Below are 15,778 nucleotides of genomic sequence, written 5' to 3'. Positions count from 1 at the left end.
CAAGAGGTGCAATTTCAACATGACAACGTCCATATCCTTAAAGGATATTCGAGATTATATCGCTCAAAACCATCATCTGCCCCTATCCATTGAGCATCTAGCTTATATTGCTGGTTTAAGTGCCAGCTATTTTGGTGAGGCATTTAAAAAAGCATATGGGCAAAGTGCTACGGATTATTTGACAGAGCTGCGTATTGGTCATGCCAAACAGCTACTACGTGATAGCGACTTATTACTCCGTGATATTGCTAGAGAAGTTGGCTATAGTGACGAATTTTATTTTAGCCGTAAATTCAAAAAAGAGGTCGGTGTTTCACCATCTGTCTATAGTAAAGCAGCCCGTCAGCGCATTTCTACTTTTTCTGTAGCTACGATGGGCAATCTATTAGCGCTTGGTATACTCCCTGTTGCAGCGCCCATGAATGCGAAATGGAGCCCTTATTATTACAATCATTACCATGAGCACATTCACGCCCATTTAACTATTTTTGATACCGAGTCAGAGGACAATTTTAGAAAACTAGCATCAGTCAAGCCAGATATCCATATTTTTCAGGAGGAGCCTTCTCTTATCATGGTTGACTGGCTAGAATCCATTGGCGTTAAACCGATTTATATTCAAACAAATAATTGGCAAACACAGCTAATGGAAATTGCTAGTGCTATCAATCGACAAAATATAGGCACACAGTTTATTCATGACTATAAACAGAAAGCATTACAAGCCAAGCAAGCAATCCAACAAGTAGCAAAACAAGATGTTTTCGCTGTTCTGCGATTATGTGAAGATCAACTATTTTGTTATTGCAATCAAGGCATTCAAGATGTTTTATTTACCGATTTACAGCTTCAGCCTATTGATACACAGCGGCAAACATGTAATGAGCCTATGACACTTGAAGAATTACTTGCCATTAATCCTGACCGTTTATTGCTCATTATTTGTCCTGATGCAAGCACGCGTAATTATTGGTTGGCACTACAATATGTTGATAGCTGGAAAAAGCTACAAGCAGTCAAAAATGGGCATGTCTATGTTCTTCCATCCAATCCTTGGTTCGAGTATTCAGCCATTGCCATCAACCGTATGCTAGATGAAACATTACTAATGCTAACAGGGAAAAATCCAAATCCATTTCCTGTTTCTGTCCATGGTATCCTATCAAATGCTAGCTTATAATCCTATTTGAGAATGATTATCATCAAAAAGGAGACTTGAAACAGCATGAACAACCAATCGTCAATTATTTGCAAACCAATCTATATCATGGTCCTTTTACTGTTAGCAATTAGTATCGTAACAGCTTGCAGTGCTTCCCCTGAGAAGGCCAAGGAAGAAAAACCAGCACCAGCAGAAACTAAACTTTATCCATTAACAGTACAGGATGAGCTTGGTCATGATGTGACATTACCAGCGAAGCCTACGAAAATATTTGCACCTATTCTAGAGGATTCCCTACTAGCTTTTGATATCAAGCCCGTTGCACAATGGTCAAATGGTGTAACACCACAGCTTTATTTACAGGATCAGTTAAAGGATGTGCCTGAAATTAGCTTTGCCAGTGGTCCACCATCTGCTGAAGCTGTGATGGCTTACAAACCCGATTTGATTATTTTACCTAACTCTTTTTATGTAGAAAATGGCACATATGAGCAATATGCGAAAATTGCCCCTACTTATGTATTTGATAACGCATCGAATAGTGTAGAAAATACGATTCAAGTAATGGGACAATTGCTAGATGAGCAAGATAAAGCAACGCAAGCCTTACAGCAATATCAAGCTAAGGTCGATACAGCAAAAGCACAGCTCACTTCTGCTACAGCAGGTAAAAAAGTAGCGTTAATCCGCTTTAACGCAAAAGGAATGTTTTTCATGACAGATGAATATTTTAGTGGCTATGTATTAACACATGAATTAGGCTTTACGCAAAGTGATTTTGTGAAAAATGGAGCCTTTGAAGTATCGTTAGAAATTTTACCTGAATTAGATGCAGACTCTATTTTCTTGATTAATGATGGTCATTTAGGCGATGCGTTTTTACAGGAGTTAAAGGACAGCTCTATTTGGCAAAGTACTACTGCCTTTAAAAACGGGCAAGTATACGAAACATCAGGCGATCATTGGCTAAATGGTGGCATTCATGCACAAGGAAAGGTTATCGAGGATGTATTGGAGTTTTTAGCGCCATGAACACAATGACCAAAATACCTTATAAGCAAGATCACTATTTTGAATATGCCATGACTTCCAAGCAACAGCTAGATTATCGGATATTGTTTGCCTCGCCAGTCGACGAGCCTCCAGCAGATGGCTATGCAGTCATTTATGCCTTAGATGGAGATGCCCTCTTTTCAACACTTGCAGAGGCAGTAAAGCTCCAAACAAGAAAACCAAAAGGCTTTGACCCGATTCTTGTTGTTGGCATCGGCTATCCATCAAAAGAGCCCTTTGATATAGAGCGTCGATGCCATGATTTCACACCGCCAGTCAGTGAACAGCAGTTACCCTCTCGTCCTGATGGTACACCTTGGCCATCTAATGGTCATGCTGACGATTTTCTCGACTTTCTTGAACAGGAGCTTATGCCTACTGTAGCAAAGGAATGGCCTATTAATCCAGCGAAACAAGCAATTGTCGGTCATTCCTTGGGCGGGCTATTCACATTGTATACTTTATGTACAAGACCACGGCTATTTAGCCATATCATCGCTGGAAGCCCCTCTGTTTGGTGGGGAGACAATGCCATCCTAAAGAAATTAGATACCTTTATCGAAACATGGCAAGGTGAACAGCCCCTTCATTTACTCCTCACAATTGGAGCGAATGAATTGCCTGATATGCTAGAAGGAACCGATCAGGTAGCGGAACAAATACAACAGCTATTGGACAAAAATCTGCACACAAGCTATGTCAAATTTTCCGCAGAAGATCATGTTAGTGTCCTCCCTTGTATGCTTAGTAGAATACCTCGCTTTATGCAATCATAATGCGTATTTAAAAATGCCAAAGTGTTATTAAATCAACACTTTGGTATTTTTTAGCTTTAGTAATCTTTATTGAAAATATTTATAATCATAGCGAGATATACACTTCACGTATATACGACACTCTCCCTTTGAAACCTTCCATTCTAAATAACGAGCCATTACAATAGGCAAGCCTTCTATTGAAAACAATGCAACATTAATCAATTTTATCAATTAATGAAATCGCTTCCGTATGTGTAAACAGATTGATGAAAGTTTCATAGAGACTGCCCTAGTACAAACCAACAAGTGTATGTGTAATTTTAATCTCGTCTCTCAATAAAGAGAGAGACAGAGCAAAAGCGCCTACCACTGCCTTTATGGATTTCAATCCACTCTCTCAATAAAGAGAGAGACCTACGTTGAATAGGAATAAGTCGTTCAATTACTATTTCAATCCACTCTCTCAATAAAGAGAGAGACTTGGAGGGATATTACGCCAATGGAAATGATACAATTTCAATCCACTCTCTCAATAAAGAGAGAGACCATCCTCTTTCTGCTTATTTTGATACATAGCATAATTTCAATCCACTCTCTCAATAAAGAGAGAGACGCTATTCGTAATGGTTCTGCCACGACTGACCAGATATTTCAATCCACTCTCTCAATAAAGAGAGAGACGAAAAGGCAGCCTTACAATTAACACAATCTTGGCAAATTTCAATCCACTCTCTCAATAAAGAGAGAGACTGACACACTGGAAACAGATGATCCAAAGGTTATCAAGATTTCAATCCACTCTCTCAATAAAGAGAGAGACTTGGAGGCTATGAAAATAATGATATAGTCTTTATATTTCAATCCACTCTCTCAATAAAGAGAGAGACAAGCGATGAAGAAAGAGAGCTTTATGGCTCCATTATTTCAATCCACTCTCTCAATAAAGAGAGAGACGCGCCATACATTCGCTCAATTGAGCCTAGACAATGATTTCAATCCACTCTCTCAATAAAGAGAGAGACAGCAAATCAATTCGTATTTCTTCAATACGTTTTATTTCAATCCACTCTCTCAATAAAGAGAGAGACTCAGGGATACGCTCTGTTGGTACAAATGCGTAGATTTCAATCCACTCTCTCAATAAAGAGAGAGACTGAGTAGCATATTTTTCACGTAGAATTTCAATGATTTCAATCCACTCTCTCAATAAAGAGAGAGACCAAAATAAAAAGACTGCTCTTTTTCCGATGGAAATTTCAATCCACTCTCTCAATAAAGAGAGAGACAAATCGGGTGCTAAGTCGGCTGTGTCGGTTTTAAAATTTCAATCCACTCTCTCAATAAAGAGAGAGACGGTTTTCGACACACTCATGCAGTTCTCCTACTGATTTCAATCCACTCTCTCAATAAAGAGAGAGACTTTATAGACACATATGTTCGTGTTTTGTATAATGATTTCAATCCACTCTCTCAATAAAGAGAGAGACTTTCGGGTACAATAATCCGCTTCCGTCCAAGACATTTCAATCCACTCTCTCAATAAAGAGAGAGACATTGATGAGCTTTGCTGGATTATTTGACACATTTATTTCAATCCACTCTCTCAATAAAGAGAGAGACACAAGTAACCATCAAAGAAACAGGTAAAGCTGTAATTTCAATCCACTCTCTCAATAAAGAGAGAGACTCCAGATGGGCCTTAAAATTAATTGACAGGAGAATTTCAATCCACTCTCTCAATAAAGAGAGAGACGCGAGTAAAGCGTCCACGCAAATTTACTTTTGCGATTTCAATCCACTCTCTCAATAAAGAGAGAGACCAAAGACGTTTGGATGCAGGTGAGCATATAAATAAAATTTCAATCCACTCTCTCAATAAAGAGAGAGACTTTGTATTCAAAGCCTCAACATCAACACCAATTACTGATTTCAATCCACTCTCTCAATAAAGAGAGAGACTTTAAAGTGATTGGTACACCATCTACAAGAAACATTTCAATCCACTCTCTCAATAAAGAGAGAGACAGGCAAGTGGTGGGACAAGTGATCCAGTTTTTACAATTTCAATCCACTCTCTCAATAAAGAGAGAGACCGAAGCCCTTGCCAGTACAAAATCAGCCCATCACCATTTCAATCCACTCTCTCAATAAAGAGAGAGACGGCTGTCTCAACCACGGGGAATGCTCTTAAAAAATTTCAATCCACTCTCTCAATAAAGAGAGAGACGATTAGCTCGTAGTGCTGCGTTAAATCCATGGGTAGCATTTCAATCCACTCTCTCAATAAAGAGAGAGACGATTTTTTCATTGCGACTTTTATTAAGGCGAATGATTTCAATCCACTCTCTCAATAAAGAGAGAGACTGCTGTAATCGTGTGCAAACAATCATCTAATGCAATTTCAATCCACTCTCTCAATAAAGAGAGAGACATTTTAGCATTACGCGCTTTTTTTAATAGCGCTCATTTCAATCCACTCTCTCAATAAAGAGAGAGACGTTCGACGTCATTGACCAGTTATGGCTACAAATTATTTCAATCCACTCTCTCAATAAAGAGAGAGACTGTCACGTTCCGATATGTTTGTTAAGTCTGCCAATATTTCAATCCACTCTCTCAATAAAGAGAGAGACACCATAGGTTAGTGTATATGTCAATAGTTTTGGGATTTCAATCCACTCTCTCAATAAAGAGAGAGACAGTTCAGCATCAATGGTGTCAGCATTTTGATTTAATTTCAATCCACTCTCTCAATAAAGAGAGAGACTCTCAATAGCTTTTTCATCATTACTTTCTAAAAGATTTCAATCCACTCTCTCAATAAAGAGAGAGACGACATCATCGACAAGGCAGTCGAGCAATGTAATATTTCAATCCACTCTCTCAATAAAGAGAGAGACAACATCAGCTGTAATAACTTCCCCTATTGATTGATTTCAATCCACTCTCTCAATAAAGAGAGAGACGTCTGCCAGGGCAAAAGAAAAATTCGGCGCCGATGCATTTCAATCCACTCTCTCAATAAAGAGAGAGACAGATATGATTTTAGAGTATGTAAAATATCACTAGTATTTCAATCCACTCTCTCAATAAAGAGAGAGACACCTCTCAAAAAGAACGTTTGTTTTTATTTATTATAATTTCAATCCACTCTCTCAATAAAGAGAGAGACGAGTATTGCATGACCAGACAAGGCGTTTAGAGGACATTTCAATCCACTCTCTCAATAAAGAGAGAGACGGTAAACATCTTCCGTATCTTGCCACAACAGCGAATTTCAATCCACTCTCTCAATAAAGAGAGAGACCGTCTTGTTCACTTTGTTCAAATTACGCATAAATATTTCAATCCACTCTCTCAATAAAGAGAGAGACCTCTCAAAAAGAACGTTTGTTTTTATTTATTATAATTTCAATCCACTCTCTCAATAAAGAGAGAGACGGTGAAAAATGAGCGAAAAATAATAATTATCGTCGTTTTTCACTAAAAAAATAAATCTATAGATTATATTATCCTATTCAATATTCCATTCCAATGGAATATCCTCAACTTTGTTGGTGCGAATCCCCCTAGAAAATCATGTTCGCTTCACATTCGCACCAACTATTTTTCTAACTATAAAATCAAGGTTTCTTCTACATTAAAACTCTCTTTAGCACCAATATGCTCTACCTTTGACTTATATTGATTTCCTAATTGATAGAAACGCAAACTATCCATTTCTTCATCAATAATATCCGTTAATTGCAACTTTAATTGTTTAAATTGAGTGGCATCTACTATACATTCAAAAACGGAATTTTGAACACGCAAACCATAATTTTCACAAATTTTCGCTACTTTTCTTAGCCGCTTTTGACCTGAAGCAGATTTTGTTGCAACATCATATGTGACTAAAACCAGCACATGTATCCCTCATTTCCATAAAAATGGTGGGTATTCCTCTAAATCTCCACGTAAATAGCGTGCTAATAACATTGCCTGTGCATGTGGCACAAGACCCCAATTAATTTTCTCTTTCAAGAATGGATGTGTTAATGTCTCCTGTTTTCGCTCTTGCCATGCTTGTATAAACTTCTTTCGACCATCCTCTGTCAACAACACAGCACCATTTTCCTTTTGAATAAAATCTTTAGCTGTTACAATTTTTTTATTGATTAATTTCAAAACAAAGCGATCTGCTACCACTCCTCTTAATTCTTCCATCACATCTAATGCTAAAGAAGCTCTACCTGGTCGATCTCGATGTAAATAGCCAACATAGGCATCTAATCCTACATTTTCAAGTGCTGCACTAACATCTTTTGCAAGTAATGTATAGGTGAAAGATAGTAAGGCATTGACATTATCCGTTGGCGGTCTACGATTTCTTGTCTTAAAATAGAAAGACTCCTTCTGCTGTAAAATCATTTGATCAAAGCATTTAAAATAATGATTGGCTGCCTGTCCCTCCAAGCCACGTAAAACATCTAAATCTTCTGTTTCTAAAATTTCCTTTAAATAGTCACTTAATGTAGCCGATATCTTTTTAAAAGCTGGTACATCAATACGCAATGGATAATCTCGTGTCATACGCTCCAAAATCCATTTTTGATTCGCTACTTTAGCAAAAATAAAATTTCGTGCAATTTTTGCACTTTCTTCTACACTTTCAGATAGACGATATTGTGTTTTGCGTAGTACAACATTACCTTTAGATTCACCTACCACTCTTGCTAAAAACCTACCGCTTCTTGATAAAAACGTAAGAGAAATATTACGTTCTGCACAGGCATGCATTAAGCTTGGACTCGCTCCTGCATAGCCAAATGTACATATAGCCTCTAAATTGTGCAGTGGAATTCGTCCTAGCTGCTGCTCATCATGTGTTACAATCACTGTTTCGCCCTTTAATGTTAAATAAATATCAGGTGTTGTAATAAATAATGTATTTAATAGTTTTCTCATTACAAAAACCCCTTCATGTATTGACGTACAGGTGTTGAATTAACCAATGTCGGTAAGCATATATTTTCTAAAGAACAACTTTTACAGTGCTTTCCAATTCTTACTTTCGGTGTGTGGCGACGATTATAGTAATTGTACATTTGTTTAAAAATCAATCTTACTTCATCCTTTAACTGCTCTGTAATGATTACTTCTTCACGTCGCTTGATTTCATCATAAAATAAATAGGCTTTTGGTACTTCACAAACAAACATTTCCTCTAAGCACATGGCTTGAGCAACAAGCTGTACAATATCTTCCTGTCCTACTTTTGGTTTACCACGTTTATATTCGATAGGCACTGGTAGATATTTTCCCAATTCCCCCATCAGCTCAATGCCATCTTGATCTTGTATAAATTCTACAACATCACAAATACCTGTTGTTTTTAACTCGTGAGAGCGAATAGGCATCGCTCTCACGATTAATTTATTGCCACGTTTTTCACGAATAAAAGGCTGGTCTGCTTTTTGATGAATATACTGCCCTTCTATCGTTCTTACATTTTCTGCCCATTGTTGCTCGATATGAATAAGTGCCCATTGTCTTTGACAAAAACGAAAATGTTGAATGCCCGATAACATTAAATAATTATCTTCATTATTTTCCATCCAACTCATATACTTTCAACCCCTCTAAAGGTGTCATTTGAATAAATTCTTCGTAAAATTCATGAGCATCTTCTGGTATTTCAACTTTTAACGAACGGTGCACCTTAGCAGAGGAATATTGACCAAGCTTTGAATCATGCTCCCACCAAATCACCTTATGTACTTCTAGTGACCCCTCTGGGCGGGCTGATGATGCATCATTCTCAAATAAAGAAACAAGCGCTTCTTTTAATTTTTCTGCATCTTCTCTTGTAAAACCTGTTTTTTCAGCAAGCTGTGTATTGATACTACCTACAAATTTATATACACCAAAATCTACACGATGTTTCATTCCCATTGTGTCAGAGCCTTTTTTGTCACCTGTCACTGAATTGACGCTTTTCGTAATTTGGATACTTGTAATATCAATCGGCTGTACACTGATTGCCGGATGGATGGACACAGGACCACGCACACCTACAGATAAATTACTACCTTTAAAAGCAAAAACTTGGCCAAATGCGCGTACATCATACCAAGTATTAGCCGCAATTGTTGCAAAAATATCTGCATCTCCACCCTTTTTATCTGCTTTAATCTTTTTTAACTCTGGTATATCATCAGCGCGATCATTTAAACTTTTAAAGCCATCTGTTGCACGATCATCTGATTGTACAAAAATCGCCTCACCTAAATCCTGCAAACGATTACGTAACTTTCGTTTAATACAAACATCGGATACTTCCCCATAACCATCAAAATTTTGGCGTGGACGATTGCCATTCAAAGGATCTCCATTTGGATTGGCATTATGAACTGAAAAAATAACAGCAAAATCAATTTTATGATCTAAAATAGTCATGATTATTCCGCTCCCTCTTTATGCTCTTTTTTTGTATATAAATCTTGTCGTTGACTGTAGTAGCCTAATAAATATTTTCCACTCAACGGCTTATTGTTAAAGTCCTCCAACTCAAATTTGGAAGCAATTTCATCAATTAGTTTGGAATAACGAATACCTTTTTCACGCAATTTCATTTGATATGGCTGTAAATTACGTTGAATAGTACTCCAAGTTCTTTGTGGATTACTTTGAAACATGTTCATATAACGCAGTGCATTCGTTGCACGATTTTCTTCTGCACCTAAAGCACTTCTTTCCAACACATCTGCTACTGCTAATAGTCGGCCAAATAAATAGTCTCGATTGGTTGTTTCTGTATTTAATGCCACATGCCATCCCTCCTTTATAAAATGCTTTCTTACCAATGCACAAGCAACAGTCAACACTTGCTCCCATTCCCATTTTTGATCGTAAAATTGTGGATTAGAAGCACGAATAATTGCGCTACGTGTAATATCTAACGGCACATTTCTTCCATCTAATACACATGGTAATAAACGCTCCATTACACCTTTCACTACTTTATCATTCGGTCTTGGTCCAAAAGCTGCGTGCGCGATGGTATAAAATGATGGTGAGCCATAAAACTCTTTCCACTCATCGCCCTTTTTACGCACTTGACGCCAGCTTGTTTCACGATGCCATCTACGTAAACGGTCAAAGTATGTCTGTATTTGAAAATCTCGATAATACAATACTGCCATCCGTCCTGGTGTAGCTGCATCTAACGTCAACACAAACACTTTTTCATTGGCTAGTTGCTCAAACGACATCTTTTTTTGCACGCCTACTAATAAACCGCTATATTTCTTCGCCATCATTTCCCTTGTTTCAACATGTTCATCATCTTCTATAGCTGTTTCCTGCATGAACGCTTCAAAATCAATCTCTTGTTCAAATAAATCTTCTGTAGCAGAAAACATATCAATATAGGTTGAACCCCAAACAAGAAAGACACGCCCATCTATTTGTTTACCTTGACGTTCAATGAGCCATTTCAAGGCATTATGTGCTTTTTGGGATACGTCGTAACTAATATTAGCTGCTTGTAAGCTATCCTTAAAACGTCCCCGATATGTGTAGCCTGTACTATCATTGGCTGAAATTAATTTTGCTTTATCTCCTGAATTGCGCAATTTATTGGGATGCCGCTCAATCATTGGAGAACGTTCACCTGATACATAGCAAATATCTTTCTCTTTTAACTTCGTATTGTAGTAATCAATATACGCATTAAAAATTTCTTCATTGCGCCAAATTGCTGGCAAAATCTGTTCTGGTTCATGAATAGTAAATCGAATAAATGCACTTGCTTGTTCCCCTGTTAAAATAGAAAAAATTTTTGGTCGCTCTTGTTCAGTATTTTTCCATTGCTTTAACAGACGATTTTGTCCATCAACATGCAAAACCCCAGCCTGTACTAAATCTTTTATTACCGTGCCTTGCTTTACATAGCTATAAATTGCCTCAACATGTGAATGCGTATAAGGCGATGTACACCAATCACCCAATTGCTCGATATATTTATGAAAGGCTTCTGTTTTGTCATCTTCTCCTGTATATTGACAATAATCGCCCGCTACATACATTAATTTATCGTGTAAAACATGAGGTGCAAACTTTTTACCCGCCCGACTACCCGATTCCTCTGTAAAAGGTAATATCGTATTCACTTTGTCAATAACTCGTGCTTGCAGGAATTCCCCTGCCAAATTCACTGTCACTTCAATATGCGCTGTTTGGGTTGTATGGGAAATCGGTAGCAACATATATTCCACCATTTTCCCATCCTTTGTTGGCTTTTCGACAACTTTTCCTACTTCATTTATGCTATTTTCATAGGTTTCATACAATGCCTGCAAATAATTCATCTACTCGCCTCCTTCCAATTCATCATATAAATCAGCAACAGACTGCATTGATTGCCCAATTTGGAATGATTTTGCTTCCATTTCGTAAAGCGGTCTGACAAGTGTACATTCTTCTGGACGGATAAATTGAATTTTGCCATAGGTCATTTTCGGTTGCCACAGCCTCGTTTCCAACATACTTCGACCTGTTTCATCTGGATAATTAATACCATGTACCATCGTACCAAAGTGCATTTCATCAATTTTATCGTAAAAGCCATCACCTTCTCCAAAAACACATGGCATTACATACCCTTGACATTCACGTGTTCCTAGGAAAATATCACGTCGCCCACCTTTTTCAACGCAACGTTTCGCAATATTATGATGCTTATGTTCATCAAAATCTACCTGTAAATCAGGACGGTTTTCATTGAAAATAAAATGTGCTCGCACTTGATACTTCACATTACGCAAATAACTGTAATTCGCCAATGTATTGCCACCACTCATTTCAATCGGGCGTACCCCTTTTGATTCCATGCGAATTGGCTTCATCACACGCACCTCATCAATCACCCAAATAATGCTCGGTTTCCAGTAGATTGATTCTGTAATACCCTTTAATGCCGAGTATGAAGGAATTTGTGTCGTCATTTTCTCCCCACCTAACTTCATCAATGGGTCTGTAAATAAAGCATAGTCCCCAAACACCTCATATTCAATTTGATTACGCACCTTTGTCATTCTCTCACCTCCCTTCACATCAGTAAATTTGCCATCGCTGCCTCACCCTCTACACTTAACCCATACGCATCATCATAAGCTGTGTCTTTCGCTATATAGACTTTTGTAAAACCAAAGTCAAAGATGTCAATCAATCCATTTTCACATAGTGCATTTAATTCATATTTAAATACATTGACACTATACTGTTGTAACTGCTTTAAAAAGAAGGACAAATCAGTAATACGGTCTCCAGCTAATAGTTGCGTAATTAAATCTCTTCCCTTGCCATAAGGGACAAGCACAGTCTGTGTATTCGCTTCAATCACTTCAAAATGCTGTGCCGCTGTTTTAAAACTAGCCTTCAACCAAAAATCTCCATTAAATTCCTTCCATAACACACTGTTTTGTGTAAATAAAATATCGTACATTGACAGTGAAATCCCTTTTAATGGATAATTCAACATACCTGCCAAATGCTCATAAAATAAACGGAAATAATAGGTCATCGCCTGTGCCGCTAATAAATCACCACCATAACGTGTGTCATCTTCTGCCACATCACGTAACAATAAATTCGTACAATCCTTGCCTTTATCAATCGTCATCAGCCATTTCAATGATTCTTCTGCATGGTTAATCAAATACACCTCTCGCAATGCCACTTCTCCATGCCGATTACAACGACCCGCCGCCTGCGCAATTGAATCAAGTCCAGCCAATGAACGAATAACACATTGGAAACTAATATCCACACCAGCTTCCATCAACTGCGTACTAATACAAACAACACGTTTCTTCGCTTTCAACTTGCACCTTATTTCTCGTAAAATTTCTTTACGATGTGCCACACACATCCCTGTACTTAAATGATAGATACCATCACCTTTAAGCTCCTCATATAAAGCCTTCACTACACGCTTATTATTCAAAATAATCAATATATTTTGTACAGAATCAAGTTTGTCCTGAACAAATTGGCGAATATCCGCTGTAAACCAACCTTCTTTTTTGATTAATGGTACAAGTTTTGTTCGTTTAAACGCACTTGCAATGGCTGGTAAGTTGTCAATCAGTTCACCGTCCACCGCAATCCCATGCTTCACATATTCCAGTGCTGGTTGCGTTGCTGTACAAAGCAAAATCGTTGTATGACAGCTTTTACTTAAAAAATTCAATGTTTGGTTAAATAGAGAAACACAAGTAATCGGCACAGACTGCACTTCATCAAAAATAACAATGGCATTACTCAAATTATGTAACCGTCTTTCATTGCGAGATTTACCACTATAAAATGTATCCAAATACTGCACCATCGTTGTAAACACAATTGGAATATCCCAATTATCCTTAGCATTCGCTAGCTTACGCCTTTTCTCTAATTCATCATAAGATAATGGCTTGTCCTCATCTACGGTTGCTTCTTCTAATACATTGCTATGATGTTCTAAAACATATTTATCCACCTGTAAAATCTTTCTTACTTCTTGTGCATTTTGTTCAATAATGGTTGTATAAGGCACAATATAAATAATCCGCTCCTTGCCATGTTCCAGTGCATGCTTTAGCGCAAAACGCAAACTCGCTAACGTTTTCCCACCGCCTGTTGGAATCGACAATGTATAAATACCAGTAGGCAAAGTAGCTTTATCCAAACAATTATCAGACATTTGTTGGCGCAACTTCGTAATGTCATTCGCTGGGGCTTTCTGTTGTATGTCAACAAGTTGCCCCTCTAGTCGCTGTAAAAATTGGTGATAGAGTTCGGTTGTTGCTGGAGGAGATACCTCGTCGTTCACTTGCTCATCAAAATTTCGCGAATTCGTGCGATCTGCATCTATCAAGGCACTGAAAACCATTTTTGTTAACAAAGTAATGGCAGGTCGAGGAGCTTCATAAATGGCAAGCTTCATCTTTTGTTGATACGCCACTCGCTCTGATTGTGCTGTCAAGCCATTCAACACAGTCATCATCGTTTGCATCGTCTTTTGTTGATACGGCTTAATAAATGCCATGAACTCCTGATATGCCTGTGCAATATAAGCCTCTAGCTCCTCACGCGTACAAACTTCACTAAAAAAGCGTTCCTCAATCACAGCAAAATCAATCGGTTTTTTAGGTGTTTGACGATTAGCAAATGGCGACTCACCCTCCATATTTACCATATCTAATAATTGCCCATGATGTCCATAAATCACATTTGCTACACACTCAACCAATGGCTTCATCTTGGCATGATAATGTACCATCAAAAAACGTCCCCCCGCTGTCGAATGATTGACACTCCCTCGTTTCGGTGGTTGCGATGGATTTTCATAGGCTTCTTTTATGTAGTCCTGAAATTCATCACTATATTTCCCCATATCATGTAGTAATGCAGCAAGTCCTGTTATATGTGGAATACCTAATTTTCTACCAATATCTTCTGCTATTTTTTGTGTTTCTTTTAGGTGGATGGGAAGAGGTTGAACTTGTCCATCTAATTTCCTAATGTGTGCGATGGAGCTCATCATGTAAACACCCTTTCTTTATTTTTTCATATTGTAAAAAAGCTTGATGGTTCTTTCACAATAATCTAGCCTAGTAATTAATCTTTTTTCACTACTTCTACTTTTGTATTTGCAATATACTTATTTCTGAAATTCCATCAAATAAGTAGTCAATTTGAAATTACTATCCGTTATTTACTATATTTAACTATAAGATACCATTAATTTTCAGAAAAATCAATATTATATATGAAAATATGTCATTTTTAATGTCATATTTTCATATAGTTCTAATTAGAATAATATAATATTTTAATTTATCTAATCAAATTTCAATTTTTATTCTCTTACTCATTGTGTTATTCTAAACATGTCGTAATAATTTATTACGTGGATTGAAATTAATTAGAACGCTATGACATATGCATTTGTATTGATATGCATAGAAATCCTCCAGTTTATTAAAACACTGGAGGATTTCTACTTAATTATTTGATTTATTGTTGCCCTTTCACCCGCTTCAAAACCGCCACAATCAAAAAGCTCACAATCACCAGCAACAACCAAGAGCTTACCTTCCCTACATGCACCAAGCTCCACGTTGCTGTTTGATTAGGATATTGCCAAGCGCCAAAGAACGTGGCGATATTTTCGGCAATCCAGATAAAAAAGCCGATTAACACAAAGGATAGGGCAAGAGGCATACGATAACGCCTGTCACCCACCTCATAACTCACCCATGTGCGCCAAAAGATGATAATGACACCAACGGATAACCACCAGCGTACGTCAATCCAAAAATGATGGGTAAAGAAGTTCAAGTAAATGGCTGTTGCGAGTGTGACAACGAGCCAAAATGGGGGCCAGTTCACCAGCTCGACATTCAAACGCCGCCATGCTTGGCAAAGATAGCTAGCGACACTGGCGTACATAAAACCACTATATAAAGGAACGCCAAAAAGTTTGAAATAGCCTGCCTCTGGGTATGACCAAGAGCCCATATGTACTTTAAATACTTCGAGTGCTAGCCCAATTAGGTGAAACAATGTAATGACCTTCAGCTCATCCTTTGTTTCAAGTCCTGAACGCATCATCCACCACTGCATGACGAGGCAGATGATGAGCAGCCAATCGTAGCGGGGCAACAATGGTAATGGAATGAATTTTGTTATGGCTAAGGAAGTAAAAATCACTACTGGAAAGAGACAAGATAGTGCTTGCTGCCAGCCAAAACGGATAAGCTGTCTGAATGCGTTCATT

General features: G+C 37.8%; 11 protein-coding genes and 1 CRISPR repeat array. Of the genes, 3 read left to right on the top strand and 8 right to left on the bottom strand.

Going from position 1 to position 15,778, the window contains the following annotated elements; genetic code table 11:
- Positions 1–19 precede the first annotated feature (19 nt).
- The 3 genes from OPF91_RS10280 to OPF91_RS10270 are packed head-to-tail and all read left to right on the top strand — an operon-like array spanning position 20 to position 2,991.
- Positions 20–1,180, top strand: a complete 1,161-nt coding sequence (locus tag OPF91_RS10280) for a helix-turn-helix domain-containing protein (protein WP_264988660.1) — start codon at positions 20–22, stop codon at positions 1,178–1,180.
- A gap of 45 nt (positions 1,181–1,225) precedes the next feature.
- Entirely contained in the window at positions 1,226–2,194 is a 969-nt protein-coding gene (locus tag OPF91_RS10275; RefSeq protein ID WP_264988659.1) for an ABC transporter substrate-binding protein, read from the top strand.
- Positions 2,191–2,991 carry an alpha/beta hydrolase gene (locus OPF91_RS10270; RefSeq protein WP_264988658.1) on the top strand — a complete coding sequence of 267 codons (801 nt, stop codon included), beginning with the start codon at positions 2,191–2,193 and terminating at the stop codon, positions 2,989–2,991. Before OPF91_RS10275 ends, OPF91_RS10270 begins: the two co-directional genes overlap by 4 nt.
- Before the next feature lie 299 nt (positions 2,992–3,290).
- Positions 3,291–6,414: a CRISPR direct-repeat array (repeat unit 33 nt; unit sequence ATTTCAATCCACTCTCTCAATAAAGAGAGAGAC).
- Between the two features lie 174 nt (positions 6,415–6,588).
- Here the strand turns inward: OPF91_RS10270 and cas2 are convergent.
- From cas2 to OPF91_RS10230, 8 genes are all read right to left on the bottom strand, one after another.
- Positions 6,589–6,879 (bottom strand): CRISPR-associated endonuclease Cas2, encoded by a 291-nt coding sequence (gene cas2 / locus OPF91_RS10265; RefSeq protein ID WP_264988657.1) that lies wholly within the window; start codon positions 6,877–6,879, stop codon positions 6,589–6,591.
- Between the two features lie 9 nt (positions 6,880–6,888).
- Positions 6,889–7,920, bottom strand: coding sequence for a type I-C CRISPR-associated endonuclease Cas1c (gene cas1c, locus OPF91_RS10260; protein ID WP_264988656.1), 1,032 nt, complete (start codon positions 7,918–7,920; stop codon positions 6,889–6,891).
- On the bottom strand, positions 7,920–8,570 hold the full coding sequence (gene cas4 / locus OPF91_RS10255) for a CRISPR-associated protein Cas4 (protein ID WP_264989141.1): 651 nt from the start codon (positions 8,568–8,570) through the stop codon (positions 7,920–7,922). Before cas4 ends, cas1c begins: the two co-directional genes overlap by 1 nt.
- Complete coding sequence (cas7c, locus tag OPF91_RS10250; protein WP_264988655.1) at positions 8,560–9,411, bottom strand: type I-C CRISPR-associated protein Cas7/Csd2; 852 nt, start codon at positions 9,409–9,411, stop codon at positions 8,560–8,562. Before cas7c ends, cas4 begins: the two co-directional genes overlap by 11 nt.
- Before the next feature lie 2 nt (positions 9,412–9,413).
- On the bottom strand, positions 9,414–11,324 hold the full coding sequence (gene cas8c, locus OPF91_RS10245; protein WP_264988654.1) for a type I-C CRISPR-associated protein Cas8c/Csd1: 1,911 nt from the start codon (positions 11,322–11,324) through the stop codon (positions 9,414–9,416).
- Positions 11,325–12,041 (bottom strand): type I-C CRISPR-associated protein Cas5c, encoded by a 717-nt coding sequence (gene cas5c, locus OPF91_RS10240; RefSeq protein WP_309297436.1) that lies wholly within the window; start codon positions 12,039–12,041, stop codon positions 11,325–11,327. It abuts the gene before it with no gap.
- A 23-nt stretch (positions 12,042–12,064) separates the two neighbouring features.
- A complete protein-coding gene (cas3, locus tag OPF91_RS10235) occupies positions 12,065–14,539 on the bottom strand; it encodes a CRISPR-associated helicase Cas3' (RefSeq protein ID WP_264988652.1) in 2,475 nt (824 codons plus the stop codon).
- A gap of 476 nt (positions 14,540–15,015) precedes the next feature.
- Complete coding sequence (locus OPF91_RS10230; protein ID WP_264988651.1) at positions 15,016–15,777, bottom strand: DUF817 domain-containing protein; 762 nt, start codon at positions 15,775–15,777, stop codon at positions 15,016–15,018.
- Between the last annotated feature and the right edge of the window lies 1 nt (position 15,778).

The organism is Lysinibacillus piscis, from assembly GCF_026012395.1.
GTDB classification, from domain to species: Bacteria; Bacillota; Bacilli; order Bacillales_A; family Planococcaceae; genus Lysinibacillus; species Lysinibacillus piscis.
The sequence above is the reverse complement of the archived record's forward strand: the minus strand, read 5'-3'. Positions and strand labels throughout refer to the sequence as shown.